The sequence below is a fragment of the Brumimicrobium mesophilum genome, from assembly GCF_003025005.1.
In the GTDB taxonomy this organism is placed as follows: domain Bacteria; phylum Bacteroidota; class Bacteroidia; order Flavobacteriales_D; family Crocinitomicaceae; genus Brumimicrobium; species Brumimicrobium mesophilum.
Window position 1 is genome coordinate 1 of the sequence record NZ_PVSS01000015.1, and the last position, 26,549, is coordinate 26,549.

Annotated in this window: 23 protein-coding genes; 11 read left to right on the forward strand and 12 right to left on the reverse strand. The window is 33.5% G+C overall.

Going from position 1 to position 26,549, the window contains the following annotated elements; genetic code table 11:
• Positions 1-504: 504 nt before the first annotated feature.
• From C6368_RS14285 to C6368_RS14295, 3 genes are all read right to left on the reverse strand, one after another.
• Positions 505-1,209, reverse strand: a complete 705-nt coding sequence (locus C6368_RS14285) for an SDR family oxidoreductase (RefSeq protein ID WP_107039905.1) — start codon at positions 1,207-1,209, stop codon at positions 505-507.
• 202 nt (positions 1,210-1,411) lie between these two features.
• A complete protein-coding gene (gene sucD, locus C6368_RS14290; protein WP_107039906.1) occupies positions 1,412-2,281 on the reverse strand; it encodes a succinate--CoA ligase subunit alpha in 870 nt (289 codons plus the stop codon).
• Between the two features lie 363 nt (positions 2,282-2,644).
• The gene (locus tag C6368_RS14295) at positions 2,645-6,094 is read right to left on the reverse strand and encodes a S8 family serine peptidase (protein WP_107039907.1); all 3,450 of its coding nucleotides are present in this window, start codon (positions 6,092-6,094) and stop codon (positions 2,645-2,647) included.
• 205 nt (positions 6,095-6,299) lie between these two features.
• Between C6368_RS14295 and C6368_RS14300 the strand changes: the two genes are divergently transcribed.
• The 10 genes from C6368_RS14300 to C6368_RS14345 all read left to right on the forward strand — a co-directional run bounded on the left by C6368_RS14300 (position 6,300) and on the right by C6368_RS14345 (position 13,708).
• The gene (locus tag C6368_RS14300) at positions 6,300-7,247 is read left to right on the forward strand and encodes a glycosyltransferase family 2 protein (protein WP_107040017.1); all 948 of its coding nucleotides are present in this window, start codon (positions 6,300-6,302) and stop codon (positions 7,245-7,247) included.
• Between the two features lie 2 nt (positions 7,248-7,249).
• The gene (locus C6368_RS14305) at positions 7,250-7,792 is read left to right on the forward strand and encodes a D-glycero-alpha-D-manno-heptose-1,7-bisphosphate 7-phosphatase (protein WP_107039908.1); all 543 of its coding nucleotides are present in this window, start codon (positions 7,250-7,252) and stop codon (positions 7,790-7,792) included.
• Positions 7,776-8,552, forward strand: a complete 777-nt coding sequence (locus C6368_RS14310; protein ID WP_159038616.1) for a toxin-antitoxin system YwqK family antitoxin — start codon at positions 7,776-7,778, stop codon at positions 8,550-8,552. Before C6368_RS14305 ends, C6368_RS14310 begins: the two co-directional genes overlap by 17 nt.
• A gap of 35 nt (positions 8,553-8,587) precedes the next feature.
• Positions 8,588-9,259, forward strand: coding sequence for a hypothetical protein (locus C6368_RS14315; RefSeq protein ID WP_107039910.1), 672 nt, complete (start codon positions 8,588-8,590; stop codon positions 9,257-9,259).
• Between the two features lie 333 nt (positions 9,260-9,592).
• Positions 9,593-9,829, forward strand: a complete 237-nt coding sequence (gene rpmB, locus C6368_RS14320) for a 50S ribosomal protein L28 (RefSeq protein ID WP_107039911.1) — start codon at positions 9,593-9,595, stop codon at positions 9,827-9,829.
• A 41-nt stretch (positions 9,830-9,870) separates the two neighbouring features.
• Positions 9,871-10,053, forward strand: a complete 183-nt coding sequence (rpmG, locus tag C6368_RS14325; RefSeq protein WP_107039912.1) for a 50S ribosomal protein L33 — start codon at positions 9,871-9,873, stop codon at positions 10,051-10,053.
• Between the two features lie 7 nt (positions 10,054-10,060).
• Positions 10,061-10,216, forward strand: a complete 156-nt coding sequence (locus C6368_RS14330; RefSeq protein WP_107039913.1) for a DUF4295 domain-containing protein — start codon at positions 10,061-10,063, stop codon at positions 10,214-10,216.
• A 77-nt stretch (positions 10,217-10,293) separates the two neighbouring features.
• Entirely contained in the window at positions 10,294-11,250 is a 957-nt protein-coding gene (gene ftsY, locus C6368_RS14335) for a signal recognition particle-docking protein FtsY (RefSeq protein WP_107039914.1), read from the forward strand.
• Positions 11,251-11,340: 90 nt separating this feature from the next.
• The gene (locus tag C6368_RS14340) at positions 11,341-12,762 is read left to right on the forward strand and encodes an FKBP-type peptidyl-prolyl cis-trans isomerase (RefSeq protein WP_234369144.1); all 1,422 of its coding nucleotides are present in this window, start codon (positions 11,341-11,343) and stop codon (positions 12,760-12,762) included.
• A 16-nt stretch (positions 12,763-12,778) separates the two neighbouring features.
• Positions 12,779-13,708 carry a 1-aminocyclopropane-1-carboxylate deaminase/D-cysteine desulfhydrase gene (locus C6368_RS14345; protein ID WP_107039916.1) on the forward strand — a complete coding sequence of 310 codons (930 nt, stop codon included), beginning with the start codon at positions 12,779-12,781 and terminating at the stop codon, positions 13,706-13,708.
• A gap of 330 nt (positions 13,709-14,038) precedes the next feature.
• Here the strand turns inward: C6368_RS14345 and C6368_RS14350 are convergent, their stop codons facing one another.
• Positions 14,039-14,446 carry a hypothetical protein gene (locus tag C6368_RS14350; RefSeq protein ID WP_107039917.1) on the reverse strand — a complete coding sequence of 136 codons (408 nt, stop codon included), beginning with the start codon at positions 14,444-14,446 and terminating at the stop codon, positions 14,039-14,041.
• 321 nt (positions 14,447-14,767) lie between these two features.
• A complete protein-coding gene (locus tag C6368_RS14355) occupies positions 14,768-15,202 on the reverse strand; it encodes a peptidylprolyl isomerase (protein ID WP_107040018.1) in 435 nt (144 codons plus the stop codon).
• A 344-nt stretch (positions 15,203-15,546) separates the two neighbouring features.
• Between C6368_RS14355 and bshC the strand changes: the two genes are divergently transcribed.
• Positions 15,547-17,133: a bacillithiol biosynthesis cysteine-adding enzyme BshC gene (gene bshC / locus C6368_RS14360; protein WP_107039918.1), complete on the forward strand. Its 1,587-nt coding sequence runs from the start codon at positions 15,547-15,549 to the stop codon at positions 17,131-17,133.
• A gap of 296 nt (positions 17,134-17,429) precedes the next feature.
• On the opposite strand, the gene C6368_RS14365 is transcribed toward bshC, so the two are convergent.
• From C6368_RS14365 to C6368_RS14395, 7 genes are all read right to left on the reverse strand, one after another.
• Positions 17,430-17,858, reverse strand: a complete 429-nt coding sequence (locus C6368_RS14365; protein ID WP_107039919.1) for a hypothetical protein — start codon at positions 17,856-17,858, stop codon at positions 17,430-17,432.
• Positions 17,858-18,334, reverse strand: a complete 477-nt coding sequence (locus C6368_RS14370) for a hypothetical protein (protein WP_234369145.1) — start codon at positions 18,332-18,334, stop codon at positions 17,858-17,860. The genes C6368_RS14365 and C6368_RS14370 overlap by 1 nt, the downstream gene beginning before the upstream one ends.
• A 328-nt stretch (positions 18,335-18,662) precedes the next feature.
• Positions 18,663-19,469, reverse strand: a complete 807-nt coding sequence (locus tag C6368_RS14375; RefSeq protein ID WP_107039921.1) for a TerB family tellurite resistance protein — start codon at positions 19,467-19,469, stop codon at positions 18,663-18,665.
• A 45-nt stretch (positions 19,470-19,514) separates the two neighbouring features.
• A complete protein-coding gene (htpG, locus tag C6368_RS14380) occupies positions 19,515-21,401 on the reverse strand; it encodes a molecular chaperone HtpG (protein WP_107039922.1) in 1,887 nt (628 codons plus the stop codon).
• A 103-nt stretch (positions 21,402-21,504) separates the two neighbouring features.
• Positions 21,505-23,853, reverse strand: coding sequence for a heavy metal translocating P-type ATPase (locus tag C6368_RS14385; RefSeq protein ID WP_107039923.1), 2,349 nt, complete (start codon positions 23,851-23,853; stop codon positions 21,505-21,507).
• A gap of 14 nt (positions 23,854-23,867) precedes the next feature.
• Positions 23,868-25,220 carry an oxygen-independent coproporphyrinogen III oxidase gene (gene hemN / locus C6368_RS14390; RefSeq protein WP_107039924.1) on the reverse strand — a complete coding sequence of 451 codons (1,353 nt, stop codon included), beginning with the start codon at positions 25,218-25,220 and terminating at the stop codon, positions 23,868-23,870.
• An 852-nt stretch (positions 25,221-26,072) separates the two neighbouring features.
• On the reverse strand, positions 26,073-26,495 hold the full coding sequence (locus tag C6368_RS14395) for a hypothetical protein (protein ID WP_159038617.1): 423 nt from the start codon (positions 26,493-26,495) through the stop codon (positions 26,073-26,075).
• Positions 26,496-26,549 lie beyond the last annotated feature (54 nt).

A 26,549-nucleotide genomic window follows, 5' to 3' on the forward strand; every position in this document is an offset into this window, starting at 1 on the left:
TGCGCCCAAACTTCAGTAATGTTTACATTTACTTCTGTAAAATTAGCAGGGTCATCTGTAAGAAGTACTTTCAATTGTCCTTCCTTTTTTTTATTACATGAAAACGATAAAGCTAACAGTACTACTACAGTGATGATATTTGTTACAATATTTTTCATGAGGATATAGTTTTAATTTTTTTTGTAAATCTATTAAATTTCTTGGTCCATTCCGTTTCATTTCAGAGTATTTAACAATATACTTTGATTTCCCTCCCTGACAACAGCCGAGAGCTTTATGCAGCTTTTTTTATCGCCGGAAAGTATTTTGTGCTTGCGACCTTGGAAGCACACGCAAAAATATTGACTGCTGAAAAGAGTAAAAAAACTAAAGGGCGGAGGGGGAAATGGTGGACAAAAAAAGTAAACACTTGTTGAATAAAAAAAGCCAGATAACTTTGATTATCTGACTCATTTCGTTGTGATATAAAGTAGGAGGGAATCTACTTTTGATTTTACCTAAATTCTAAAATGGATTCGTAGCATGTACTGTTACTTCGGGAACATATGCTCTTTTGTCCATTTCTAAAGTATTGACAATTGTTATTGCTATATCTTCAGGAGTTAATTTGTTTTCTTCCAATGGTCTTTCTGTTCGGTTTTCTTCGTCTCCAAATGCTGTTGGAACTTCACTTGGGTTAACTTGAATAACGCGAATATTGTTTTTTCTAAGTTCTCCTTGCCAGCATTGTGTCATTCCTCTTAATGCAAATTTTGAAGTGGAATAGATTGAACCTGTTGGATAACCTTTCAATGAAGCAGTAGAGGCTATGTTTACAATATTTCCTTCATTTTGTTTGATGAATATTTTAGCTGCTCCTTGTGCTACCATTGCGGCACCAAATACGTTTACTTCATATACTTGCCTTAATTCATCTCTTGTTAATTCAACCAAAGATTTTCGAATTCCGATTCCTGCATTATTAATCAAAACATCTAATCTTCCGAATTCCTTTTCAATAAAAGTATATAATGCATCAATTTCTTCATCTTTCGTGACATCACATTTGAATGGAGTTGCACCAAGTTCATCTGCTACTGACTTTGTTTTATCGTGGTCTCTACCAGTGATTATTACTTTTGCCCCTTTTTCAATAGAAAGCTTAGCCGTTGCTTTACCTAAGCCAGAATTCCCACCAGTGATTAGAACTATCTTGTTTTTTAAATCCATTTTTATGTTGTTTTTGTATATTTTAAATATAAGGTTTAAATAGCGCTTTTGTTTAGAATGAGATTGTAAGATTCGACAATCAATATTAAAAATAAAAATCGGTGATTGAACCAGTCTTAGGCACCCGCATTTCAAAATTAGTCATTTATTGAAACAAAAAAAGGGAACCTTTCGATTCCCTTTTAAATATATTTGTTGAATGTTATTTTAACAATTCAGCCATTTTATCACCAATTTTCGCTGGAGAATCAACAACGTGAATACCACATTCTTTTAAGATTGCTTTTTTCGCTTGAGCAGTGTCTTCATCACCACCAACAATTGCACCTGCGTGACCCATTGTTCTTCCTGCTGGAGCAGTTTCACCTGCGATAAATCCAACAACTGGCTTAGTTCCATGTTCTTTAATCCATCTTGCAGCATTTGCCTCCAAGTTACCACCGATTTCACCAATCATTACGATTCCTTTTGTTTCAGGGTCGTTCATCAGTAATTCAACAGCTTCTTGAGTAGTTGTTCCAATAATTGGGTCACCACCAATACCAATTGCAGTTGTAATTCCTAATCCAGCTTTTACTACTTGGTCAGCAGCTTCGTAAGTTAAAGTTCCAGATTTTGAAACGATACCTACAGAACCTTTTTGGAAAACAAAACCTGGCATAATACCAACTTTAGCTTCTCCCGCTGTAATAACTCCAGGACAGTTAGGTCCAATTAAACGTGTGTCATAAGCAGAGATGTACTCTTTTGCTTTGATCATGTCATTTACTGGGATACCTTCTGTAATACAGATAATCACTTTAATTCCCGCATTTGCAGCTTCCATAATTGCATCAGCAGCGAAAGCTGGTGGCACAAAAATGATAGAAACATCAGCTGCTGTTTTGTCAACTGCATCTTGAACTGTGTTAAATACTGGTTTGTCTAAGTGCTTTTGTCCTCCTTTTCCAGGTGTTACACCTCCTACAACGTTGGTTCCAAATTCAATCATTTGACCTGCGTGGAATGTTCCTTCACTTCCTGTGAAACCTTGGACAATAACTTTTGATTCTTTATTTACTAATACGCTCATGTTCGCGAGATTTTCTACTTTGGTTAATGTCGCCAAAAGTAGAGTTTACAATAGTCAATGACAAGAAAAAACACTAAAATGTTTCGGTTAATTAATAATAAAAGATACTCCAGAAAAAATAAATGTTAAAATTTGAATTTTTATGTTCTGATCAGAAATAAATAGTTAGATTTGCATCAAGGTTATTTTAGTGTAAATAGAATAACCTGGTTTTATAGTTTTAGCATGGTTTAGCAAAAAGAGGAATAAGTGTTTAGCATTTATTCCTCTTTTTCTTTTTAGGAGTTTTTTATAATAACCATCAATCGGTGTTGCAATGAAGGGACGGTTAGTAAACCGTCCGAGATCATTGTCAATTCTCAATTACTTCACCACACTCAATCGTTTTGAGAATACATATTCTTCCTTATTAGTGATAAAGTGGAAATAATAAATCCCGGCTGACCAATTTTCAATAGTAACTTCTTGATTATTTACTAATAGATTGATTTCTTCAACAATTTTCCCGGTAGAAGAGTAGACAATCACCTTATTTATGTCGTCATTCTCTTTTTCTATTGTTATACTCGAAGAAGCAGGATTAGGAAAGAGTTTTATTCCATGCGACAAGATTTGATTGTCTAACCCGACATTTTGAATATTGAAAGAATTGCAGGTTACAACTGTATCACAATCTCCATAAACAGTTAAGCATACATCGTATAAATCTGTTGTTGCGTATGTGTGAGTTGGTTCGAATGCGGTGGATGTATTTCCATCTCCAAAGTCCCATAAATAAGAAACACCGCCTTGTGAGCCATTGGTGAATTCTATAACTAAATCAAATTGATCTGCAGTAAAACCAGCTGTAGGCAAAGGTACATTTGGAGTCAAAACATTGTATTGCGAGGTAATCTCACAACCAATATTGTCAGTTGCAGTAACTTGGTAGTTTCCACTTCCAATATTGTTCCATGTATCTGAATTTGGACCATTGTTCCATTGATATGTGAATCCTGTTCCACCAGAAGCATTAACTGTAATAGAAGCATCTGTTGCATTTTCACAAGTAGGAGGGGTTATGTTTTCATTAATTGATAATTGAGTGTCATAAATAAGTGAGAAATTAACCGTTGTGTCACAACCTGTTGCATCTGTTATTAAGACTGAATAGTTATTGGTGTTTAAATTGCTTATGTTTTCGGAATTCAGTCCATTATTCCACATAAAAGTATAACCTGGAGTACCACCAGAAGTATTAAGAGCAATTGCCCCATCTTGAACTTCATTACATGTTGGGTCAAGAACTGTGGGATTAACAACAATTCCACAAGCTATCCCGCTTCTAATTTCAATGCAATAATCTTCCACTTCACCGAAGTCAAAATTACCACATTCAGCTGGTAATCCTGTAGCTCCAGCACCTTGATAAGCCATTTGAACACGCATTCTAGTTTTGCCTAAAGTAGCTGACGGAGGAATTGTGAAATTGTCATTTACAGCACCTGTTGAAGTCATTCCTTGGTCAAAAAGTAATTCAGAATTGTCGAATACTCCATTTTGATTTATATCTATCCATATTCTCGTGTATTCTTCTAAGGCTTGACCATCAAATCCTGGAGTTAAAGAAAATGGATAGTTTTGACCGATATTTAAATTAAATGAATTGTCATTAAAAATGTAACCATTGTTATCTCCACTGGAAAAAATGTTTCCATCAATTTCAAATTCTTCTATCCATTCATTTTGTACCCCTAAAAGTGCATTTGGCTGATCACCGTTGTTGATACTTGAGATTAAAGTGTTTCCATCTGCTTGAGAAATCATAACTGCAGGAATAGTAACCGTATTACTATTTCCTCCCATATCAATGGTTCCCGGACCATTATTTATGACTATTACGGCAGTAGCACCAGCGTTTTGTGCATTCATTGCTTTCACTGTAAAATTGCAATTTCCTCTTTCTACTATTGCAATATTTCCGTTTAAAGCCGTTCCGTTTATTAAAGCATTACAACCCTCATTAGGAGAAGTTGTTCCGTCATCCACTAATACTAATTCGCCAAAAACATAACCACTTTCAATATCGCCTCCCCAATTGGTAGTTGCTTCAAAAGTGTAGCTTCCGCTAATTGAATTAGGATGATAAACGGTTAAAGTAGGAGTGGAATTAACATTCGCTTCATTTGCACAATATGGTAATTCAATGCAGCTTCCGCATCCAGAAGTTGTAAATGAATAAATCTGTGATGGACTACCTATTTCTCCGTCACAAATTGTAGAAATAGTATATTCATAGCTTGTGCAACTTGTTAAACCAGTAATTAAATATGACGTATCTGGAAATGTATAGTTAGACCAGTTTCCAGAACCAGCTACCTGAATGTTAATTAAATAATCATTGACAACAGCGGTGTCGATAAATGAAATTTTTGCATCATAATCATTTACATTTATGGTGGAAATGTTTGTTGGTGGCATACATGATCCACAAACAATATTCATTAATTCATCCAAAGAGTTTTTGGCATTTATTCTTCCTCCAGTTACTGTTCTTGCTTGTAAGTGTGGTGTTTGATCCACTCCAGCAAACATCGCTTGACGAACTATTTCGGCAGTTCCAGAAGGATCATTTATAGCCATGGTTTCAAGACTTGAACACGGAATACTGTACATTAACCCAACTAATCCTGCGGTTAATGGACATGCAAATGATGTTCCTGAAGTTGATCCATAAGAATTGTTCTGAGAAGTTGTGAAAATGGAAGAACCAGGTGCGGCAACATCAATAGTTTGGTCTCCGTAACCTGCAAAATCAATAATGTCATTGTTATTTGTGGCTGTAACACTAATCATATAATCGCTTGAGCACGTTGTAGGCACATCTCCAAAAGTGTCAACATCTTGATTTTGATTTGTAGTTGCTCCAATGCTTAGAATTCCTGCCTGGCCTAGATCGTCATAAAAGCTACACCAAATTGGGTAGTTTGCAGGGTTTCCACCATCAACTCCCCAAGAAGAGCTTGTTGCTACTACAAAAGCTCCTCTGGCACCATTGGTTTGATTCCACAAAAGTCTTGCACTTAATGCGTAATTGTAAGAAGCTACTATGTTTGCTTCTGTAAACGGACTTGAGTATCCAGCAATATCCATTATTTTTAAATCCCAATTAATTCCTGATACTCCTTGATCGTTATTTCCCTTAGCTCCCATCATTCCTGCACAACTTGTACCGTGGGATCCAGCACCAATATTGTCGTTATTTGTAGAAACATTCCAACCATTGTAATCATCAATGTATCCATTTCCATCGTCATCAACACCATTGTTTGGAATCTCTTCAGTGTTTACCCAATGATTATCACTCAGGTCATCGTGATTTAATAAATCTGCACTTTCTATAAGGGCAACAACAATTTCTTTTCCATTTGGAGTTGTTCCACCAGTTGTAATATCCCACGCTAATTCCGAATCAATATTTGAATGGTGCCATTGTGACCCATAAAACGGATCGTTTGGTGCAGCTCTCAATTCAACTTTTCTGTTGGGTTGCACATATAATATAGAGGATTGTTTTTGTAGTAAACTTAAAACTTCAGCGATATCAGTTTGGGCGTCGTTAAAATCTAGTAACCAAATGTCAGCGTGAGGAGATAAAATGCTTTCTACATTTATTTCAAAATGAGCTGGTGTATTTCTTAGCATGAAATAGGGGTCTTGACCTTTTTGCATTCTCACTAAAACTTGATTTGAAATAGCGTTTTCATATTGTCCATACATTTGTGGAATGGAGATAATAAAAGAAAGAAAAAGAAAAAATGCTGCATTTTTCATAAAATAGAAAATTGTAAACTGTTTTTATTGCATGCAATATAAATTAAAATTTTGTAAGTGTTTGTGGATTTTAGATACTTATCGGTTTATTATAGGTAAGGTGACATTAGTTTGTGCAGAATTAAAAATTAATAATCACCTAAAATGATCTGAAACAAGTTTCAACAAAAGAAATTTTTATATTTGCTCACTCATGGATAGAAAAATCGAAATATCTATTGTTGTTCCTCTTTATAATGAAGTTGAATCACTACCAGAATTGCATAAATGGATAATTTCTGTAATGCAAAAGAACAATTTTACCTACGAAATTATCTTTGTGGATGATGGGAGCAAAGACGGATCTTGGGATGTTGTCATGGAGTTAAAATCTATAGATGAATGTGTTCGAGGAATTAAGTTTCAGCGTAACTACGGAAAGTCTGCTGCACTACAAAAAGGTTTTGAAGCTGTAAAAGGAGAATTTGTAATTACAATGGACGCTGATTTACAAGATTCACCAGAAGAAATTCCAGAGATGGTTCGCATGCTAAAAGAAGACGATTTAGATATGGTTTCTGGATGGAAAAAGAAGAGATTTGATCCTTTGTCCAAAACTATTCCTACAAAATTATATAATTGGACAGCACGAAAACTGACAGGGATTTATTTGCATGATTTTAATTGTGGATTGAAAGCTTATAAATCCATTGTTGTAAAAAGTGTTGAATTGTATGGAGACATGCATCGCTATATTCCAGCCTTGGCCAAGTTTGCAGGTTTTAGTAAGATTGGCGAAAAAGTAGTTCAACATCAGGCACGTAAATTCGGAACAACAAAGTTTGGGTTGAACAGATTCGTAAATGGTCCACTTGATTTACTATCTGTTGTGTTTATTGGAAAGTTTGGTAAAAAACCAATGCACTTTTTTGGAGCAATAGGAACAATTTTATTTTTAATTGGATTCGCTTTTGCATTGTATTTAGGGATTGATAAAATAGTTAGCTTTTTCTCAGATAGTTTGTCTCCATTAATTGCTCAGCGAACAGAATTTTATATCGCTTTAACTGCAATGATTATTGGTAGTCAGTTTTTCCTAGCTGGTTTTATTGCCGAATTAATAGGGAGAAACTCATCATCAAGAAACGTTTACCTCATAGAAACTGAAGTTTAAAAATGCCTGAAATTAAGATTGATTCTTCATGGACACTTTTTCTAGATAGAGATGGGGTGATTAATGAACGTAATTTTGAAGGTTACATCACATCAACTTCGGATTTTAAATTTTTACCTTTTGTTTTTAAGGGTTTAAAAAAAATGTCAAAGCAATTTTCTAGAATTATTGTCGTTACTAATCAGCAAGGATTGGGAAAAGGAATAATGACTGAAACTACACTTGATACAATTCATTATGAAATGTGCAAAGCTTTAAAAGCGGAAGGAATCATTGTGGATAAAGTGTTTTATGCCTCAAATTTAAGAGGTGCAAAAATGGACAGAAGAAAACCAAATGAAGCAATGGGAATTGAAGCCCAGAATGAATTTCCAGAAATAGATTTTAAAAAATCGATTATGGTTGGTGATACTGGGTCGGACCTTCAATTTGGAATGAATCTTGGAATGAAAACTGTACTAATTCATTCAGCGGAAATCGTCACGATTGAACCAGATATTAAAGTAAATAATTTAAATGAACTTGCAGATGTACTCATTTTTTAAATCAATAATTTTTAGTGGAATCCTCACCATTAGTTTTGGGTTTAATTCTTTTGCCCAAATCAATCAGGTTGATGCGCAAGGGAAAAAGCAGGGAGACTGGGTGAAAACTTATGATGATTCTGATGACATACGTTATAAAGGTCAGTTTAAGAATGACAAGCCTGTAGGGAAATTTATCTTTTATTATCCAACAGGACAAGTTCGTTCTATAATAAGCCATGATGAAAATAGTAATCGTTCTGAAGCATTTTATTATGAAACAACAAAAGAATTAATTGCTCACGGAATTTATAAAGGAGAAAAGAAGGACAGTGTTTGGACTCATTTTTTACCTACGGGACATTATAGTTTTACCGAAACCTACAAAAATGGATTGTTGCACGGCGAGCGCATTACGTATTATGGTCGTGAAGCAGTTGAAAATCCCAAAATAAAATTGATTTTAAGAAAAACTAACTTTGAAAATGGAAAGCCAGAAGGGAAGTTCGTCGAATATTTTCCAGATGGTATAATAAAATCTGAAGGTCAGTATTTAGACGGTGCTTTAAATGGTGTGATCTTAAAAAATCATGCGAATGGTAAAACCATGATTGAAGAGCGATGGAAAAATAAGAAGAAGCACGGTTGGTGGATCACTTATGATGAATCAGGAAAAGAATTAGGGCGTATTTATTATAGAAATGGTGTTCAGTTAGAAGGAGATATTCTTACCAAATATTTAGAGAAATTACAAAAGGAAGGAGTTAATCCGAATAATTAGAATATATTTATTACTTTATAATTTAAACCATTCAATTGAAAAAGACAATCATATTTAGTGCATTACTGCTCGGACTGTTTGCTTGCAAGGAGAAAGCTAGTGTTGATTTTGGTTTTGAATACTTTCCAATAAATCAAGGTGCATTTGTTGAATATGAGGTTACTGAAGTTTTTCATGATGTTAACATAATCCCACAACACGATACCAATCGCTACAGATTAAAAACGCTGATTGGAGAAGATGTTTTGGATAATGTAGGAAGGGTAAATCAAAAATTTTTTCAATATCGATATGATTTACAAACTGGAGATTTGATAGATGAACGCGTTTGGACTCGAATATTAGATGGGTCGCGTGGTGAAGTGGTTGAGGAAAATCAGCGTTTAATAAAAATGGTCTTTTCAGTGAAGAATGATGAAGAGTGGGATGTAAATGCCTTTAATTCAATGGACGAACAAGAGGTTTTTTATTCCAACGTTGATGAAAATCAAGTGATTAATGGATTTGATTTTGAAGAGACATGCAAAGTGAATTACGAGGATTTTTTTTCGTTGGTCGATTATCGTGTGAAATACGAAGTCTATGCAAAAGGTGTTGGATTGGTTGAAAAGAATTTCAAAGACTTTACCATTCAAAATTTTGACACTACTGATATTCAGAAAGGCACCGAAGTTTTTTATAAGTTAATTGATTTCGGAGTAGAATAGAGGAGTACTTTTGGAATAGGATTAGTTCAGGCCAGTTCTCTGAGTGCGGGTAAGGTTGAGATAAATCGCACACTAACTGCGGTGAACTCAAACAGTGAAATGAAATATCGCCGCGACTAATTTTTATTAACAAAACAATTTTAGTATAAAAGTAGATGTAATTTAAAATAATACTTGCATATTTTGTTTGATTGCCTTATATTTGCATTCCATTAAAAATGGGGATTGGTTTTTTGCAGAAATGTGAAATAAAATCTTTAAAACCTTGGCTAATAGAGAAAATTTATATTTCTTTGCAGCCGCTTTTGTAATTAGCATAAACTATTTTAAAATATGTCACGAGTTTGTCAGTTAACAGGGAAAAAAGTAATGGTTGGGAACAATGTTTCTCACTCCAACCAAAAAACAAAACGTAAGTTTTACCCTAATTTAGTAAAGAAGAGATTTTATCTTCCAGAAGAGAAAGAGTTTATAACCCTAAGAGTTTCGACTTCGGCGTTACGTACTATCAACAAGAATGGTATTACTGCGTGTGTGAAAGAGGCAAAGGCGAAAGGATATTTAAAATAGTAGATAACTGCATATAGTTATTACACTAGAAAAATAAGAAAATGGCAAAAAAAGGAAATAGAGTTCAGGTTATACTAGAGTGTACTGAGCATAAAGAGTCAGGTAAGCCTGGAACTTCAAGATACATCAGCACTAAGAATAGAAAAAACACGCCAGAGCGTTTGGAATTGAAAAAATTCAACCCTATTCTTAAGAAAATGACAATTCACAAAGAAATTAAATAGTTGAGTTATGGCAAAGAAATCAGTAGCATCTATTCAAACTGGAGGTGGTAAAGCCCACACGAAAGTGATCAAGATGGTGAAAAACGAAAGAGGAGCTTATTCATTCCGTGAATCAATAGTCCTAAATGGAGAGGTACAAGATTGGTTAAAAAACACCAAATAGTATTTGAATACTCTATTTAAATAAATATTTTTAATTAGCTTCTTGCCTCTGGTAGGAAGCTTTTCTTTTTTTATATTATGGCATTATTTGGACTTTTTGGAAAGGATAAAAAGAAGAAGCTTGATGAAGGACTTGAGAAGACCAAAGACAGCTTTTTATCTAAATTAACTCGTACAGTTGTTGGTAAATCCAAAGTTGATGAAGAGGTATTAGATGAACTAGAAGAAGTTCTGATCACTTCTGATGTTGGTGTAAAAACTACGATTAAAATCATACAACGTATTGAAGAACGAGTAAGTAAAGAAAAGTATGTAAATACATCTGAGCTTAAAGGGATTTTGAGAAGTGAAATTGCTTCGCTTTTGGAAGAAAACAATACGAGTGATATCGATTATGATATTCCTACACATCCTGAAAATAATCCACATGTTATAATGGTTGTTGGGGTGAACGGTGTTGGAAAAACAACAACTATCGGTAAGTTGGCTTATCAATTTAAGGACATGGGCAAGAAGGTTGTTCTTGGAGCAGCGGATACATTCCGTGCTGCGGCTGTTGATCAATTGATTATTTGGGCCAACCGAGTTGGGGTTCCAATAGTTGAGCAAGGTATGCAAGCAGATCCAGCTTCTGTAGCTTTTGAAACGCTGGAAGTAGCGAAGTCACAAGGTGCTGATGTGGTAATTATTGATACTGCAGGTAGACTTCACAACAAAGTTAATTTGATGAACGAATTAACTAAGATCAAACGTGTAATGGAGAAAATTATTCCAGGAGCGCCTCATGAAATTTTATTGGTTTTAGATGGTTCAACTGGTCAAAATGCATACGAACAAGCAAAACAGTTTTCATTGGCCACAGAAATCAATGCTTTAGCCATTACAAAATTAGATGGAACAGCCAAAGGTGGTGTTGTAATTGGTATTTCAGACCAAATGAAAATCCCAGTAAAATATATTGGGGTTGGCGAACAAATGAAAGATTTACAGCCATTCAATAAAAAAGAATTTGTAGACTCTTTATTTGGAGAATAAGCAACTATAAAGTCAATATTCCCAAATAAAGTCTTTTTCTTTGCAATTAATTTAAAATCGAAAATAAACAGTAATAATTATATGAAAAAAATGTTTTTTATCCCGTTAGTAGCGTTATTCTTTGCTTGCACATCTTCTCCGAAAGATGCCTCTGAGCTTGATTTAACAGACTTTAAACAAAAAATATCTTATGCACTTGGTGCAGATATGGGTACAAACTTTACGAATGTTCCAGAAGATATTTTTGCGCAGTTAAACAAAGCTGAATTAGAGAATGGATTTTATCAGTACTTAACTAAAGAGAATTTAAAATCTGTTGAATGTAGAGAAATTCTTGAAGCTGCTCTTTCGAATGGAAATGGAATAGATACTACGAAACACAAAATGAGTGAAATTTCTCATTGTTATGGTTCTATTTTCGGAGAAATGTTGAGAAATTCATTAGTTGGAAAAGACGCAATGGATGAAATTAACCCAGATATTGCAAGAATAGGTTTTGCAAATTCTTTGAACAAAACTGATACTTTGATTCCTATTGAAGAACGTCAGCAAATGATTATGAACTTTAACAATGATTTAAACAACTTCGCTGGAGAAGAGTTCATGAATAAAATGGCTAAAAAGCACAAACATGATGTGAAAGAAGAAGGTTATATTCTTTTAGAAAATGCAGAGGGTACAGGAGCGCCAATTGATTTAACTGGTGAGTACAACATTGTTTATACAATGACAAACATAGCGGGAGATACAATTATTTCTACGTTGACTGATCCAAAATTGTCTGATTTAGAAAATGCACAGGTTGTAAATGCGGATGATATAGTTTTTCCAGAAGCATGGAAAATTGCTGCTAAACACATGAAGGTTGGTGGTGATTACACAATTCACACTTCTCATGAATTAGCTTATGGTGAAGAAGGTTTAAGAGCTCCGAATTCTCCAAACTATGTTATTCAACCGTTCTCGGCTGTAACAATCTATTCAAAAGTATTGTCTCAAGGAGAACGTCACGCAGGAGTGAAAGCAAAAGGTATGGAAGTTTTAGAACAAGCTAAGAATCGTCCAAATACTAAGGTTTATCCTGAAGGATTTATTTTAACAACTTTGGAAGAGGGAACTGGACCTAAAGTGAAAAAAGGAGCAGATGTTCAAGCTCATTATATTTTGAGTAATTCCAATGGTGATGTTATAGAAAACAGCTTCATGTCATCATCTCAAAATAATCAACCAGCACCTTCATTTTCTTTGAATGGTGTAGTTAAAGGATGGCAATTGGCTATTCCAGAAATGAAAGAAGGTGGACGTTATAAATTGGTTCTTCCTTATGATTTAGCTTATGGTGAACAAGGAAATCAAAGTATTCAACCATTTGAAACTTTGACATTTGAAATTCAAGTAATAAAATCTGGTGAGCCTGGAACATTAGTTCAACCTCGTCAACCTCAGCAGCAACAACAGTTTTCAGAAGAACAAATGAGACAACTTCAAGAACAGTTGAAAGAACAACAATAATCTTAAAAAATACGAAGTGTTAGATACTTCAAATTCAATTATAGAAAAGGTTCGTCTTCCGATAGGGAAGGGCGAACCTTTTTCTTTTGACATAAAGCGAGACGATTTAATAGATTCCGTTATTTCTGGAAATAAATGGAGGAAGTTGAAATACAATTTGCTTGAAGCAGCGGAAAGAAAAAATGAAGGACTGATTACTTTCGGGGGGCCTTTTTCAAATCATTTAGTGGCCACAGCTAAAGCAGCGAAGGAGTCCAGTTTAAAATCTATAGGAATAGTTAGAGGAGATGAATTATCTTTTAATAGCAATGAAACTTTAAAAGCTTGTCATTCTTTTGGAATGGACTTGGTTTTTATTTCCCGTTCAGATTACAAGGAAAAAGATGAACCTTATTTCATTAAGCAATTGCACAGCGATTATCCAAATTTTTTCCTTGTACCAGAAGGTGGTCGGAGTTATTATGGAGTAATAGGTTGTCAAGAATTGATGTCTGAAACTCTGAATGATTATGATCATATTTATTTATCAGGTGGAACCGGAACAACGGGAGCTGGAATTTTACTTGGTTCCTCTGAAAAATCAGTAGTAAATGTTGTTTCAGCCCTAAAAGGTAGTTTTTTACAGAAAGATATAGAAGGCTTATTGTTGTCAGCTTTAAATGACCAATCTTTTGTTGACTTATTCATGGAAAGGTTAAAGGTGCATAATAGTTCACATTTCGGAGGTTACGCTAAAGTGAACGATGAATTATTTGAATACATCAATTGGATTTATTCGATATTAAATATAAAATTAGATCCGATTTATACGGCAAAAGCATTTTATCAAATGCATAAAGATTTTAAAGAAGGAATAATTTCTCCAGAACAAAAAGTTCTTTTCATTCATACAGGAGGCCTGCAAGGAGCACTTTCTTGGAAAAACAAAATTGATTATTGCAAGTAGATTAAATTATAAAGAGGGTCTAACCAAAGTTAAACCCTCTTTAAAATTATTCAAAATATCTTACTTTAAAACTATTGAGACGTTTAAGGTGTAAGTACCATTTAATCAAAATTTACTTTGATTCAGGTGAGGTGTATTTTTAATATTATTAGTAAATAATTATCAGATTTCATATGTAAATATAATAAAATGTTTTAATTAATATGAATTTATCATCGTTTAATCGATTAAATTTTTAGCTTGGTCGATAAAAAAGTTGTGATTACGCATTCATATTTATAGCAGGGTAATCTTTTTCATTATTAAAATTTCCCTTGCTGAAATTCTTTATTAACCTAGTGGCATCAAAGCTCCTGCAGTGCCTAAAACGATAGATATGATTGTGAAGGCAATACCAAAGATCGTTACGATTGCTACTATTTTCCAATACTTAAGGAAATTAGTAGCAAATTTATCCATATCAAAAGTTCCTCTATCAATGCTCTTGCCAATATTTAATAATAGAGTGGAAACATAAATTACTACGACATAGAGAGCTAAGTAGATCAATCCAATTATCGGATTTGCAACCAATAGAAATACTCCTCCTAAAGCACCCAATGCACCACCTACAATGGCTATAATAGCTACAATTCTAACATAAATCGATGAGTTTTCTAAATTTTCTTTTGCTGTTACAGAAAGTCCTTCATTGTTTTTAAAATCACTGTTTTGATTGTATTCATTAAAATTTTCCATTAATCGTATTTTTTGAGTTTTTATTAATCTTTTAGAAAAATAGCAATTTTATTGGGTTGCCAAGCTTAGACAAAGTTCTTTCTAAAAGCGTTGCGCTAAATTTGTATCTCCTAGATCTGATTAGTTTTCTTCATTATAGAAAGAATGAAGATCAGTTAATGGAATCTTCAACAAGTTTAAGCCATAGTACCTTCAAAAATATCCCAAAATGTTCCTTTTCTTAAGTAAAAGAACACACCAGGTTTTATAATAAAAATGAGACAAAAAAAAGTCCATTTATCAATTCGATAAATGGACTTAAAGATGCTTAGAGCTAGAATTCTAGTCTTCTAAAATCGTAATTTTTTCAATTTTATCACCAACTTTAATTTGGTCTATTACATCCAAACCTTCAGTAACAATTCCAAAACAAGTATGATTTCTGTCTAAATGTGCAGTATTGTTTCTGCTGTGGCATACAAAAAATTGTGATCCTCCAGTATTTCTACCTGCGTGAGCCATTGATAAAACTCCTCTTTCGTGGTGTTGGTTTCCTCCATCTAATTCACAATCGATAGAATAACCAGGTCCACCTGTTCCAGTTCCTTTTGGACATCCTCCTTGAATAACGAAATCAGGAAGAACTCTGTGCCATGTTAAACCATCGTAATACCCTTCTTTGGATAATTTTACGAAGTTCTCTACAGTTTTTGGAGCATCTTGGTCGTAAAAGTCAACCTTCATTTCTCCACGATTTGTTTTTATAATACCTTTCATAATCTTCAATTTTTCTGCAAAGATAATGAATGAAATACTATATTCTAATTTATAAGGAAAATTTGTGAGTTTAAGCATTGCACACGGCTATGACTAGGCGAACAATTGATTTTTAAAACAAGCCTTCTCTATGTTTTTTGAATAAAATCGGAAAATATATTGAACCTTAAAAGTTGCTGAATAGATGAATAATTCATCAATGTTGTTTTATCCTTCTTTCACCCATTTTCGTACAATTAAAATGTAGATTCTTTACATCATTCTATAATCTTAAAAATTTGTCTCATTTGAAAACATTATCCTTTTATCTTTGTCTTTATACAAAGTTAGAGCAGAATATCATTATGGAAAGATTAACAATAGATCGAAGACAAACAGCTTATTTTAGTGATTTAGCAAATCAAATTAATGACAATCAGAAAGCGCTTCAGAAGTATATTCAAGCTCCTTTTAGTTTGGCTAATTTCGAGCAGCAAATTGATTTAAAAAAAGGACATTTTTCAACTTCTCAAAGAGAATTGTTATATAAAGTTGTTGCTCAACAAATGGCTGATTATTCTGATTTTGACAAGGTTAAATATAATGTCGATTTATTAAAAGAACCAAACACTTTTACTGTTACTGCTGGGCATCAATTGAATTTATTTGGAGGACCTCTTTACATTATTTACAAAATAATGGATGCTGTGCGACTGGCAGAAGAGCTAAAGAAAAAATTTCCTTTACAGAACTTTGTGCCTGTATTTTGGTTGGCTACGGAAGATCATGATTTTGAGGAAATCAACCATTTGCATTTATTTCATGATACTTTTTCATGGGAGTCCGATCAAAAAGGACCAGTTGGAAGGTTTTCATTAAATGGAATAGAAGGATTTAAAGAAAGTGTTTTAAGTAAATTCGATAACAATCCAGAATTTGCTGAGTTCATAGATCAGTTTTACAAGACAGGGAGTCTTTCTGATGCAACGACAGCGTTAATGATGAAGCTTTTTGGGGATTATGGTCTAATTACTATAAATGCGGATGATAAAGATTTAAAATCTTCCTTTGCCCCAATAATGAAACGAGAGTTGGAAACTCACTTTTCTGAAAAAGAAGTGCTTAAGACCACAGCGCAACTCGAGGAAGATGGTTTTCATGGACAAGCTATGGCCAGACCTGTGAATTTATTTTATATAAAAGACCAATTAAGGGAAAGAATTATTCCTACGGAAAATGGAGATTTTGAAATAGGGGAAGAATTGGTTTCCAAGGATGATTTATTTAAGAATTTAGAGAAAAATCCTGAACGCTTTTCTCCAAATGTTGTATTACGCCCGCTGTATCAAGAATTTATTTTACCAAACCTTTGTTATTTAGGCGGTGGAGGAGAAATGGCATATTGGCTTCAGTTTAAAGGAATGTTTGATCAAACAGAAGTTCCGTTTCCAATAATAAAAGTACGTAATTCTGTTCAATGGTTTGATAAATCGACGAATAAGAAGATAGAAAAGTTAAACCTTAAATATACAGATGTATTTTCTTCAATTCATGAGGTTAAAAAGCAATATGTTGTTGATAACGCTGAGGAAGAATTAGATTTTAATGAAGTAGAAGAAAAATCTAAAGCCTTAATTTTGGAATTAGAATCTTTAATTGTCTCTTTAGACAAAGGCTTGGAAGGCTACGCTAAAAGTGAAGCAACAAAAATACAGAAACAGGTGCATGGGGTTCAACAAAAGCTCATTCGTCATTCTAAAAAGAAAAACGAAGATGCTATGAAGCAAATCGATGGAATTTATAATCGATTATTCCCAAATAATGGCCTTCAAGAAAGATATGATAATATGATTCCATTCTTAGGGAAATATGGACCTAAAGAATTCGTGAAAATGGTATATGAAATAATTGATCCTGAAGAGGAAGATTTAATTTTAGTTATTGAGGGTTAGATAATTCGTAATTGAAAATTACGAATTATCAATTCGGGTTACCAAGAAAAGTCGTAATTATTCAAAATGTAAGCTCTTTTATGTTAGTTTGAAAAGCCAATTTATTTCTTCAGGACTAACATTTAAGATAAATTGAATAAGTTAATACTAGTGATTAACGATTTATCTTGGTAGCCCTATGATGAAAATTCGTGTGACTTCAAACTATATATTTTCATAAGCTTTCCTTGTGAATATAGATTCAATGCTCAATCAAGAAAGTTAATCTTTAATTTTCAAATGAAATAAATAATTGATTAATCCAACTTCAAATCGAGTACAATTTCAGCATCATAATCATAGCAAGTTTCTTCGCAATTTTCATAGGACGCAGCATTCAGTTTTTCACTATCAATCACCATAATTGTGTCACCATTTTTAACATACTTAGCTGTAGCAGTATATCTTTTACCAACTGGCATTAAGTAATATTCTTCACTCGAATTGGTGGTAAATGTGTCAAATAATTCGCCGTCGTCAAAATAGCCTTCGTAAAAACTAACTTGTATTGGTTGAGCGTTAGGACTTGAAGATAACTCCAACTTTACATATAGTTCTGTAGGTTTAGAAGTGTAACAAATTTGATTTGGATCACATATATCATCTTGAGAATTTGTTTTACTACATGAAACACTCAAGGCAATAAAACCAATGATGACCAACGTATATTTTAAGTGCTTTTTCATTATTCCTCGAGATTATTTGCTGTTTGTTTATTAATAAACACGCTGAATTTAATATTTAACATATGTGGATTGGAGCTAGGGTTTTGGTTTAAATATAAATAACCTAGATTTATTCTGCTGATTTTAGAAAACTGCCAAGATAAACCTGCTCCCGGAGTTATAGCAAAGCCATTGTTTCTGTCTTCACTTAAACCTTTATATGTTCCGTAGAAATATCCAAATTTTGCCATTGCATACAATCCAACTTTACTTGAGTTCATAAACTGAATGAAATAAAACCTTTTTTCTAAGTCAATAGAAAATTGAAACACTTTTTCTTGAAGTTGATAATAAAAGTTGTCAGATTCTTCGAGAAGAACAGTTTTATAATACGGTCGAAAACTTCCGTTTAAGGAGGCACTAAAATCGTAGCCTAATTCTTCAAAACCTAATCCGAAATCCAAAAGAAAATCTTCATGGTTAAATATCGTTCCCATATTTATCCCGAATGAAGGTTGAAAGTAGCTCCCAGCAAATGGATTGGTTAATATTGGTTGCGCTTTGGAATATGTAGGATTAATTGCTAAAAAGCATAACAGTGAAAAACATGTAATTGCTTTTCTAAAATTGTTCAAAACCATATCAATAGTGTATAAAATTTTTTCAATAGTGTAAAAATAAATAAATAATCTATTGTGGTGCAAGCAAAGAACATTCCATTTTTGAAATAGCTTGTCAGGATGTATGGATATTGGGGTTCTAAAGGATTCTATAAATTAAAACCGTCATTCAAGTGAAGAATAGTTTGGGTAAGAATCATTGCCATTATGCCATTCCTCTTTCCTTTTTTATGTTCTCGTAGGCTTCATTTATTCTTTGGAACTTTTCTTTTGCTCCTTTTTGGTACTCTTCTCCCATTGTGGCTACTTTGTCTGGGTGATAGCGTACAGCCATTTTTCGGTAGGCCTTCTTGATTTCGGCATCTTCAGCATCTTTGGTTGTTCCTAAAACCTTGTAATCGCTTTCTGTATCGCGGTGGAACATGTTTTGAACGCTCGTAAAGTCCATGTTTGGAATTCCCATCATGGAAGCAATACGTTGTAAAAGTTGCATTTCTTTATTTGAAACAGAACCATCTGCTTTTGCTATACCAAATAAATAATGAAGTAATTGAACACGCACTTCTGGTTGTGTTCTTGCGCGCACATCATTACAGATATCTTGAATTGGAAGTGCTTGTGGTTGATCAATAAACGTTTTTAACGTTTGCAGGTGGGATGTAGTAAATTGATTTCCGAATTGTTGTTGTAAGAAAGCTTTAACATATTCTAATTCAGACTTCATGATTTTGTCATCCGCTTTCATCACTGCAGCTGATAGCGCCAACAACATAGTTGGAAAGTCATAACGTTGTGTTTGTCTTTGATAGAAATCAAAAATATCTTGGGTAGATCTAAAATTATGTTGTCTTCCCTGACCTTGCTGACCTTGAGTTTCGTTTAAAAAACTAGCTGCACGGGAAAAGTTATCGATGAATGTACCGATTAAAAATCCTAAGAAAGCTCCAAAAAAACGAAATCCCGTTAGGTAAAACCCTAAACCTGCTCCAATCCACTTAAAATATCCTGTCATAACACTAAAAAAAGGAGCAGACTTTAAAACCTGCTCCTCTGAAATTTATACTAATTCTATACTTCTATTTACGAAGTTTGTAAGTGCTTCACCTTTTAACATACCTTGAGAAAGCATTGCTAAATCGGTTAATTGCTTCGCTTTTTGTGAACGTTCATCACCTTTAGCCGCTAAAATACTTGAAATTTTAGGATGGTTGCTATTCACAATCATATTGTAAGTTTCAGGAAAAGCTCCAAAGAATCCTGCACCGCCCATAGCTTGTTGTTCCTTCATTCTTCTAATGAATTCAGGTTGAGTTACCATTATCGGAGCATCAGTTTCAGACATACTTTCAAATTGAACTTTGTACATGTCTTTATTTACAGTTCCTTCAAAAATTGGTTGTAATTCTTTTTGCTCATCTTCACTTAATTTAGAAGGAATATTTTCTTCTTTCTGAATTAATTTATCCAATGTGTCAGCATCAACTCTTGCAAATGTTACGTTTTCTATAGTTGATTCCATTTTTTGAATCCAGTGGGCAACAAGTGGTCCTTGTAATTCAATAACTTTGTAGCCTCTGTCATTTGCAGATTTCACAAAACTAAATTGTTCTTCTTTATTATTAGTGTAAAGGAAAACTGTTTTGTCGTCTTTATCTGTTTGAGTAGCTTTTACTTCTTCCTTGAATTCTTCTGGTGTGTAGAATTTACCATCTGTACATTCCATCATATGGAAAGCTTTTGCTCTATCTGCGAATTTATCGTCAGACAACATTCCATATTCTGAGAAGATACGTAAATCAGCCCATTTTTCTTCAAAGTCCTTACGGTCCTTGTTGAACATTTCTTTCAGCTTATCAGAAACTTTTTTCGAAATGTGAGCACTAATTTTCTTTACGTTACTATCACTTTGTAAATAAGAACGAGAAACATTAAGTGGAATATCTGGAGAATCGATAACACCATGTAAAAGTGTTAAAAATTCTGGTACAATTTCCTCAACACTATCTGTAATGAATACTTGGTTTGAGTACAATTGAATTTTATTCTTTTGAACTTCAACGTTTTCCTTGATCTTAGGGAAATATAAAATTCCCGTTAGATTGAAAGGATAATCTACATTTAAGTGAATGTGGAACAATGGATCTTCAACAGTTGAAGGATATAACTCTCTATAAAATTGAGTGTAATCTTCTTTTTCTAACTCAGCTGGCATTTTTGTCCATGCTGGAGAAGGATTATTGATTTGATCTGGAACTTCGCTAGAAACTTTCTTTACGTTTCCTTCTTCATCTTTTTCGCCTGTTGGATCTTCGATTTGGATTGAACGAGTTCCAAAAATTACAGGTACAGGTAAGAATTTACAGTATTTGTTAAGAATTCCACCAACTCTAGCTTCTTCTAAAAATTCTGCAGATTCTTCGTTAATATGCAATACGATATCTGTTCCTCTGGTCTCTTTCTCCGTCTCTTGAATTGTATACTCAGTCGTTCCATTGCTTTCCCATCTTACTGGTGTTGCATCTTCGTAACGTCCTAAAGTAATAATTTCAACTTTTTCAGCGACCATGAATGCAGAGTAAAACCCTAATCCAAAGTGACCAATAATTGACTCTTTACTGTCTGAATCTTTATATTTTTGAACGAATTCTTCTGCTCCTGAGAATGCGATTTGGTTGATGTATTTATCAATTTCATCAGCAGTCATACCAATTCCATTATCTCTAATAGTTAAGGTTTTGGCTGCTTTGTCTAAAATTACTTCAACTTGTAATTCACCAACTTCTTTATCATATTCTCCATTTTTGGATAATACTTTAAGTTTTTGAGATGCATCCACAGCATTCGAAACCAATTCACGTAAAAATATTTCGTGATCTGAATACAAAAACTTCTTGATGATTGGAAATATATTTTCCGTCTCTACATTAATATGACCTTTTTTCATTCTATTTTAATTTTTTGTTGACGAATGAACATAGTCAATCTTTATGCCATGAGATTTTGACTGTCAAAATGGCAAAGTTTATTTTGGAAGAGAAAAAAAGGGCTTATTTTATTTTATAAGGTTGTATCAAAAACGTACTCAACAAAACAATCGTAATCGAGCTTATCGGCATTAGGATAGCAGCAAAAAGGGGAGTGACATAACCCAGAAAGGCAAATGTAATTCCGAATGTGTTGTAAATCAATGAGAAATACATGCAGATTCTTAGCACCCTTTTAGCATGAAAACCGAACTTAAAGAAGCTTTTAAATTTTTGAATTTTATCACTTTCTATAATAGCATCACATTTTGGTGTGAACCTGAATTCATCTTCTGAGACGCTTATTCCAAGTTCGGCTTCTTCAAGTGCTTCAGAATCGTTTAAACCATCTCCTATAAAAGCTACAACATCACCAGATTCATTAAATCGAATAATGTGATTCTTTTTATCAGTAGGAGAGAGGTTAAAATGCATAGCTATTGGTTGCTCCAAATCTTTGAATAAAATTTCGTCTGTAGCTTTATCTCCTGAAAGTAAAGTAATTTTATAGTCCTTTTGAAGTCTGTTTATTTCATCGATAATCCCTTCCCTTAATTGCGATTGAAATTTAAAGAATCCAACAATTCTGTCATCTACACTGAAATAACTTCCACTTTCTTCAAATATTTCAGTTGCATTAGTGAATTTCGCATTTCCAATTCTTAAGATTTTACCATCTTCGGTTTTGGCTTCAATTCCTTTTCCAGAAACTTCATTGTAATCTGAAATCACGTCGAAATGATCAACTTTATCTTCAAAATAGCGAGTAATACTCTTCGAGTAGGGATGCGTAGATTGTCTTGTTAATGCAAAAATTTGTCCCATTAAATCTTCTGACAATTCTTCACCTTCGTAGTTCACTCCTTCAATTCTATCTTTTGTTAAAGTTCCTGTTTTGTCAAATACAATGTGATTTATACTTTTCAATTTTTGAATTTCGTGACTATTTCTAAAGTACAATCCTGATTTCCCTAACTTCCGCAAAGCATTTCCATATACGAAAGGGAAAGAAATAGCCAGGGCACAAGGACAAGCCACAACTAAAATTGCAGTAACGATTTCCAAAATTCTGCTCGGGTTAACGAAAGCCCAGGTAATTGCAGCAGCTGTTGAGACTACACCTACGATAATCAGAAAATATTTACTTAATAAATTCTCCCTGTTTTGGACGATAGACTTCGTTGTTTTGGCTGATTTATTCCAAATACTTGCAAATTTACTTCTGTTGGTGGTACTCAAAGCCATTACTTGAATCGCAGATCCAATTAATTTACTTCCTGCATAAATTTTGTCACCTTTTTTTAATGTAGCTAAATTAGCTTCACCTGTAATAAAACTTGTGTCGATTACAGCCTTTTCAGAAACTAATTCTGAATCACAAGGAATAATTTCCTCATTGAAAATTTTCAATACATCATCTTTTTCTATGGATTCTATTTTAACAACTTCTTCTTCCTTCGTGATTTTATTAATTCTGTGAACACCCAAAGGGAAATAGGCTTTTGGATCATTGTCAAACGACATGTTTCTATATGTTTTTGATTGAAACCATTTTCCGATCAACAAGAAGAACACAAATCCAGTAAACGAATCCATATAACTGGAACCTTCTTGCATTAATATAGAACTTGTGCTTTTAATGAATAAAATAAGAATTCCAATGGCAATAGGAATATCTAAATTCAATTGGCGGGTTCGAATGGCTGTATATGCGGAAATTAGATATCCGGAAGCAGAATATAAAAGTACTGGGATGGCAACAGCCAAGGTCAAATATGCAGAGAAATTCCTAAAGTTCTCAAACATATCATCCATTCCCAAGTATTCTGGAAATGACCACAGCATAACATTTCCAAATGCAAAGCCAGCAACACCCAATTGCATCAATAATTTCTTGTCGTAACTGCTTTTATTATCCTTTCCTCGACGCAATTCTGGTTTGTAACCTATACTTTCTAATAAAGAAGCTACTTCAGAGAGTTTTCTAGCCTTTTTTATAGATAGCGAAAGTGTTCTTGCAGTAAAATTGGCTTCACTTTCTAAAATGTCAGGATTTAATTTTTGAAGGTTTTCTAATAAATAAATACATGAGCTACAATGAATGGCGGGTAAGAAAAATGTGACCAAATAAAGGTCTTCATTCTGGAATTCAATAAAATCATCAAAAATTTCAGGAACGTCTAAGGCTGTATATTTTGCATCGGTTTCTGAAACAGGTTTGATTCCACTTTGCGCATTAAATTCATAGAATTTATCTAAACCATTATCGCTAAGAATTTCAAAAACCGTTAAACAACCAGAACAACAAAAATCTTTGTCTTCTTTTGAAATTGGTTTTCCAATTATTTTATCTCCGCAATGATAACAACCCATTTTTCAACTAATTATTATACTGATTTACTAAATCTATCTTGTGTTGGAACTTTTTTCGAATAAGGATCCAATGTCATACAAACATTACGAGAAAATGGCTTTCCATCTTCGGTAACGATAATTTCATTTTCATTCCACTCAATAATTTCATCTTTCTGAAATTCATTTAGTGCTTTTTTGAATGCAGAAACATGATTTTTCATCCATTCATCAGCCGCAAAGTTAGTTTCAAATTGACACATCAATTGAGTAATGTGCTCTTTTAAAGTTGCGTCTATTTTTGAGTGAATGTGACCTTTTACGATAGGTAATTCTCCAGCGTCAATCATTTGGTGATAAGAACGTGTGCTTTTAACGTTTTGAGCATAGCCAAAACCATATTCTGAAATAGCAGAAGCTCCCAAACCAATCATTCTGTCGGTTGTGTTGGTGGTGTAACCCATAAAGGTTCTATTTAAAGCTCCGCCTTTCAACGCTTGAGCTAAAATATCTGTTGGTAAAGCAAAGTGGTCCATTCCAATTTCTATATAACCGTTTGCCAGTAATTGTGCTTTAGATTTTTCATATAAATCTCGTTTTTCATCGCCTGAGGGCAAATCTTCTTTAGAAAAACCACGTTGTCCAGTTCCTTTAACCCACGGCACATGCGCATAAGAATAAAGAGAAATAGCATCAGGTTTCAATTGAATTGTTTTTGCAATGGTGTCCATCATGTCAGTCATGGTTTGCATTGGAAGCCCGAATACTAAATCATGACTGATAGAAGTAAAGCCAGCTTTTCGAGAAGCAATCGTTACTTTTTCAACTGTTTCGAAAGGTTGAATTCTGTTGATGGCTTTTTGAACGATTGGACTATAAGATTGAACTCCAAAACTCACTCTTCGGAATCCCAAATCGTATAATGTTTGCAATTGTTCGTCGCTTGTATGGTTTGGGTGACCTTCGAAACTAAATAGTGGATTCGGTCCAGTTTTTACATTTATTACTTCGATTAATCTTCTTAATTGTGCTGCTTTAAAGAAAGTTGGTGTTCCACCTCCTAAATGAATTTCATCAACTTGAATATTTCCACCATTCAACTCTTCATACATTTTCCATTCTTTGATCACTGCGTCAATATAAGGCGCTTCAACACTGTGTTGTTTGGTGATGTGTTTATGACAACCACAAAAAGTACATAAGCTTTCGCAAAAAGGAAGGTGAACATAAACACTTGTGCTGTGGTTCTTGTTTTGTTCGGCTTTTTTGAATATTGGAGCAAATTCAGTCTCCGAAAACTCCATTCTGTTCCAATCTAAAATTGTTGGATACGAAGTGTACCGTGGACTTGATACGTTATATTTATTGATAATATCTTCACTTAACATAATTATTCTTCAACTAAAATTGAAGGCAAATATCGTGCGATATAAGGAGCTTAAAAATGATATAAGTCAGTTTGGTACCACGTATAAATTATGATTGACTAATGGTTTGATTTAAAATATTTAAAACAAAAAAAGATTCAGCTAATAAAGCTGAATCCTAATTATATGTTTAAGTCTGAATAACTTATTCACCCATTATTATGAATGAATACGCTAAACTCTGAAGGTGACAGAGATCTCGGTCAACTTTATTATTACCATAAGTAACAGAATGGATTATAAAAATTCTATCTGAATTATTGTCTTTGAAATATACCCCCCTTAAAACAATAACTACAAAAGACAACATCCAAAAAAAGCCCTAAAAAGCCCAAAAACATTGAAGAGTAACTAAAAAAGGGCTCCTTTATTAAAAAAAGCGAATAGTACAATAACAACGATTCAGTACCTTTTCAGTACCATTTAGAGCGCCATCTACCTCTCCCAAAAGTTAAACAGTACCATTCGGGAGAGAAAACACAACAGAACGCACGTATACGCCACAAAAACGAAATAGTTTTGTGGCTTTTTTTATGCTTTAAACTTAAATTAATGAATGTTTAAATGGAATTATAACAAATCGAGAATAACTCTAAAAAATAGATTAAAACTACATTAAGGACTACATTAAGAACTACACTTTTTTAATAAAATAGATGCCTTTAATAATCAACTTTGCATATTTATGTATGTTTAGGAAGGTTGAAACGTGCCTTTAACGCTCATCTTTATGATGAACTAGTGTTGATAATCAGTTATTTAGTTTTTTAAATTAGTTGATTAAGGGGGGGGTAACGAACAGAAGTGTACTTTTTAAGGCTTTTTCTTGATCAATTCAATCATTTCTGTCAGCAGTTTATTCTCTCTAGTAAGGAAGTCAACTTTGTTGATCAGAAGTTTATTCTCTAACTCTACTTCTTCAACATCTCTCTTTTGTGACAAACTAGAGTAAGTACTAATATTCTCCATTGCTTTAGAAATTCCTGCTCCTTCCATTACCTTATCGTAAGCTCCTCTTATAGTTTGATCAATCTTCAACATTGACCCTTCTCCCCTTAATAACCACTCAACATTTAGGTTTGGAAAATGCTCCCTTATATTAGAGAGTTTATCTTCTCCAATACCTTTTGAAATACTATTAACGTAGCCATTACTGGCTTTAATCAAGGATTCGAACTCTTTAGTTTTTAAATTCTCGTACTTGATAAAACGCTTTAAACGTTCTTTTACACTCATAATCAGGTTGTTAAAGTAATAACGGTGAAATTCATTAGAGAAAAACTCTATTTT

Coding starts and splice junctions, on each gene's coding strand:
- C6368_RS14365 (WP_107039919.1), bottom strand. CDS start 17,858: ATGAAAAAGCACTTAAAATATACGTTGGTCATCATTGGTTTTATTGCC.
- C6368_RS14395 (WP_159038617.1), bottom strand. CDS start 26,495: ATGAGTGTAAAAGAACGTTTAAAGCGTTTTATCAAGTACGAGAATTTA.
- C6368_RS14295 (WP_107039907.1), bottom strand. CDS start 6,094: ATGAAAAATGCAGCATTTTTTCTTTTTCTTTCTTTTATTATCTCCATT.
- sucD (WP_107039906.1), bottom strand. CDS start 2,281: ATGAGCGTATTAGTAAATAAAGAATCAAAAGTTATTGTCCAAGGTTTC.
- bshC (WP_107039918.1), top strand. CDS start 15,547: ATGGAAAGATTAACAATAGATCGAAGACAAACAGCTTATTTTAGTGAT.
- C6368_RS14340 (WP_234369144.1), top strand. CDS start 11,341: ATGTTTTTTATCCCGTTAGTAGCGTTATTCTTTGCTTGCACATCTTCT.
- hemN (WP_107039924.1), bottom strand. CDS start 25,220: ATGTTAAGTGAAGATATTATCAATAAATATAACGTATCAAGTCCACGG.
- rpmB (WP_107039911.1), top strand. CDS start 9,593: ATGTCACGAGTTTGTCAGTTAACAGGGAAAAAAGTAATGGTTGGGAAC.
- C6368_RS14285 (WP_107039905.1), bottom strand. CDS start 1,209: ATGGATTTAAAAAACAAGATAGTTCTAATCACTGGTGGGAATTCTGGC.
- C6368_RS14310 (WP_159038616.1), top strand. CDS start 7,776: ATGTACTCATTTTTTAAATCAATAATTTTTAGTGGAATCCTCACCATT.
- C6368_RS14355 (WP_107040018.1), bottom strand. CDS start 15,202: ATGAAAGGTATTATAAAAACAAATCGTGGAGAAATGAAGGTTGACTTT.
- htpG (WP_107039922.1), bottom strand. CDS start 21,401: ATGAAAAAAGGTCATATTAATGTAGAGACGGAAAATATATTTCCAATC.
- C6368_RS14305 (WP_107039908.1), top strand. CDS start 7,250: ATGCCTGAAATTAAGATTGATTCTTCATGGACACTTTTTCTAGATAGA.
- ftsY (WP_107039914.1), top strand. CDS start 10,294: ATGGCATTATTTGGACTTTTTGGAAAGGATAAAAAGAAGAAGCTTGAT.
- C6368_RS14350 (WP_107039917.1), bottom strand. CDS start 14,446: ATGGAAAATTTTAATGAATACAATCAAAACAGTGATTTTAAAAACAAT.
- rpmG (WP_107039912.1), top strand. CDS start 9,871: ATGGCAAAAAAAGGAAATAGAGTTCAGGTTATACTAGAGTGTACTGAG.
- C6368_RS14385 (WP_107039923.1), bottom strand. CDS start 23,853: ATGGGTTGTTATCATTGCGGAGATAAAATAATTGGAAAACCAATTTCA.
- C6368_RS14330 (WP_107039913.1), top strand. CDS start 10,061: ATGGCAAAGAAATCAGTAGCATCTATTCAAACTGGAGGTGGTAAAGCC.
- C6368_RS14370 (WP_234369145.1), bottom strand. CDS start 18,334: ATGGGAACGATATTTAACCATGAAGATTTTCTTTTGGATTTCGGATTA.
- C6368_RS14375 (WP_107039921.1), bottom strand. CDS start 19,469: ATGACAGGATATTTTAAGTGGATTGGAGCAGGTTTAGGGTTTTACCTA.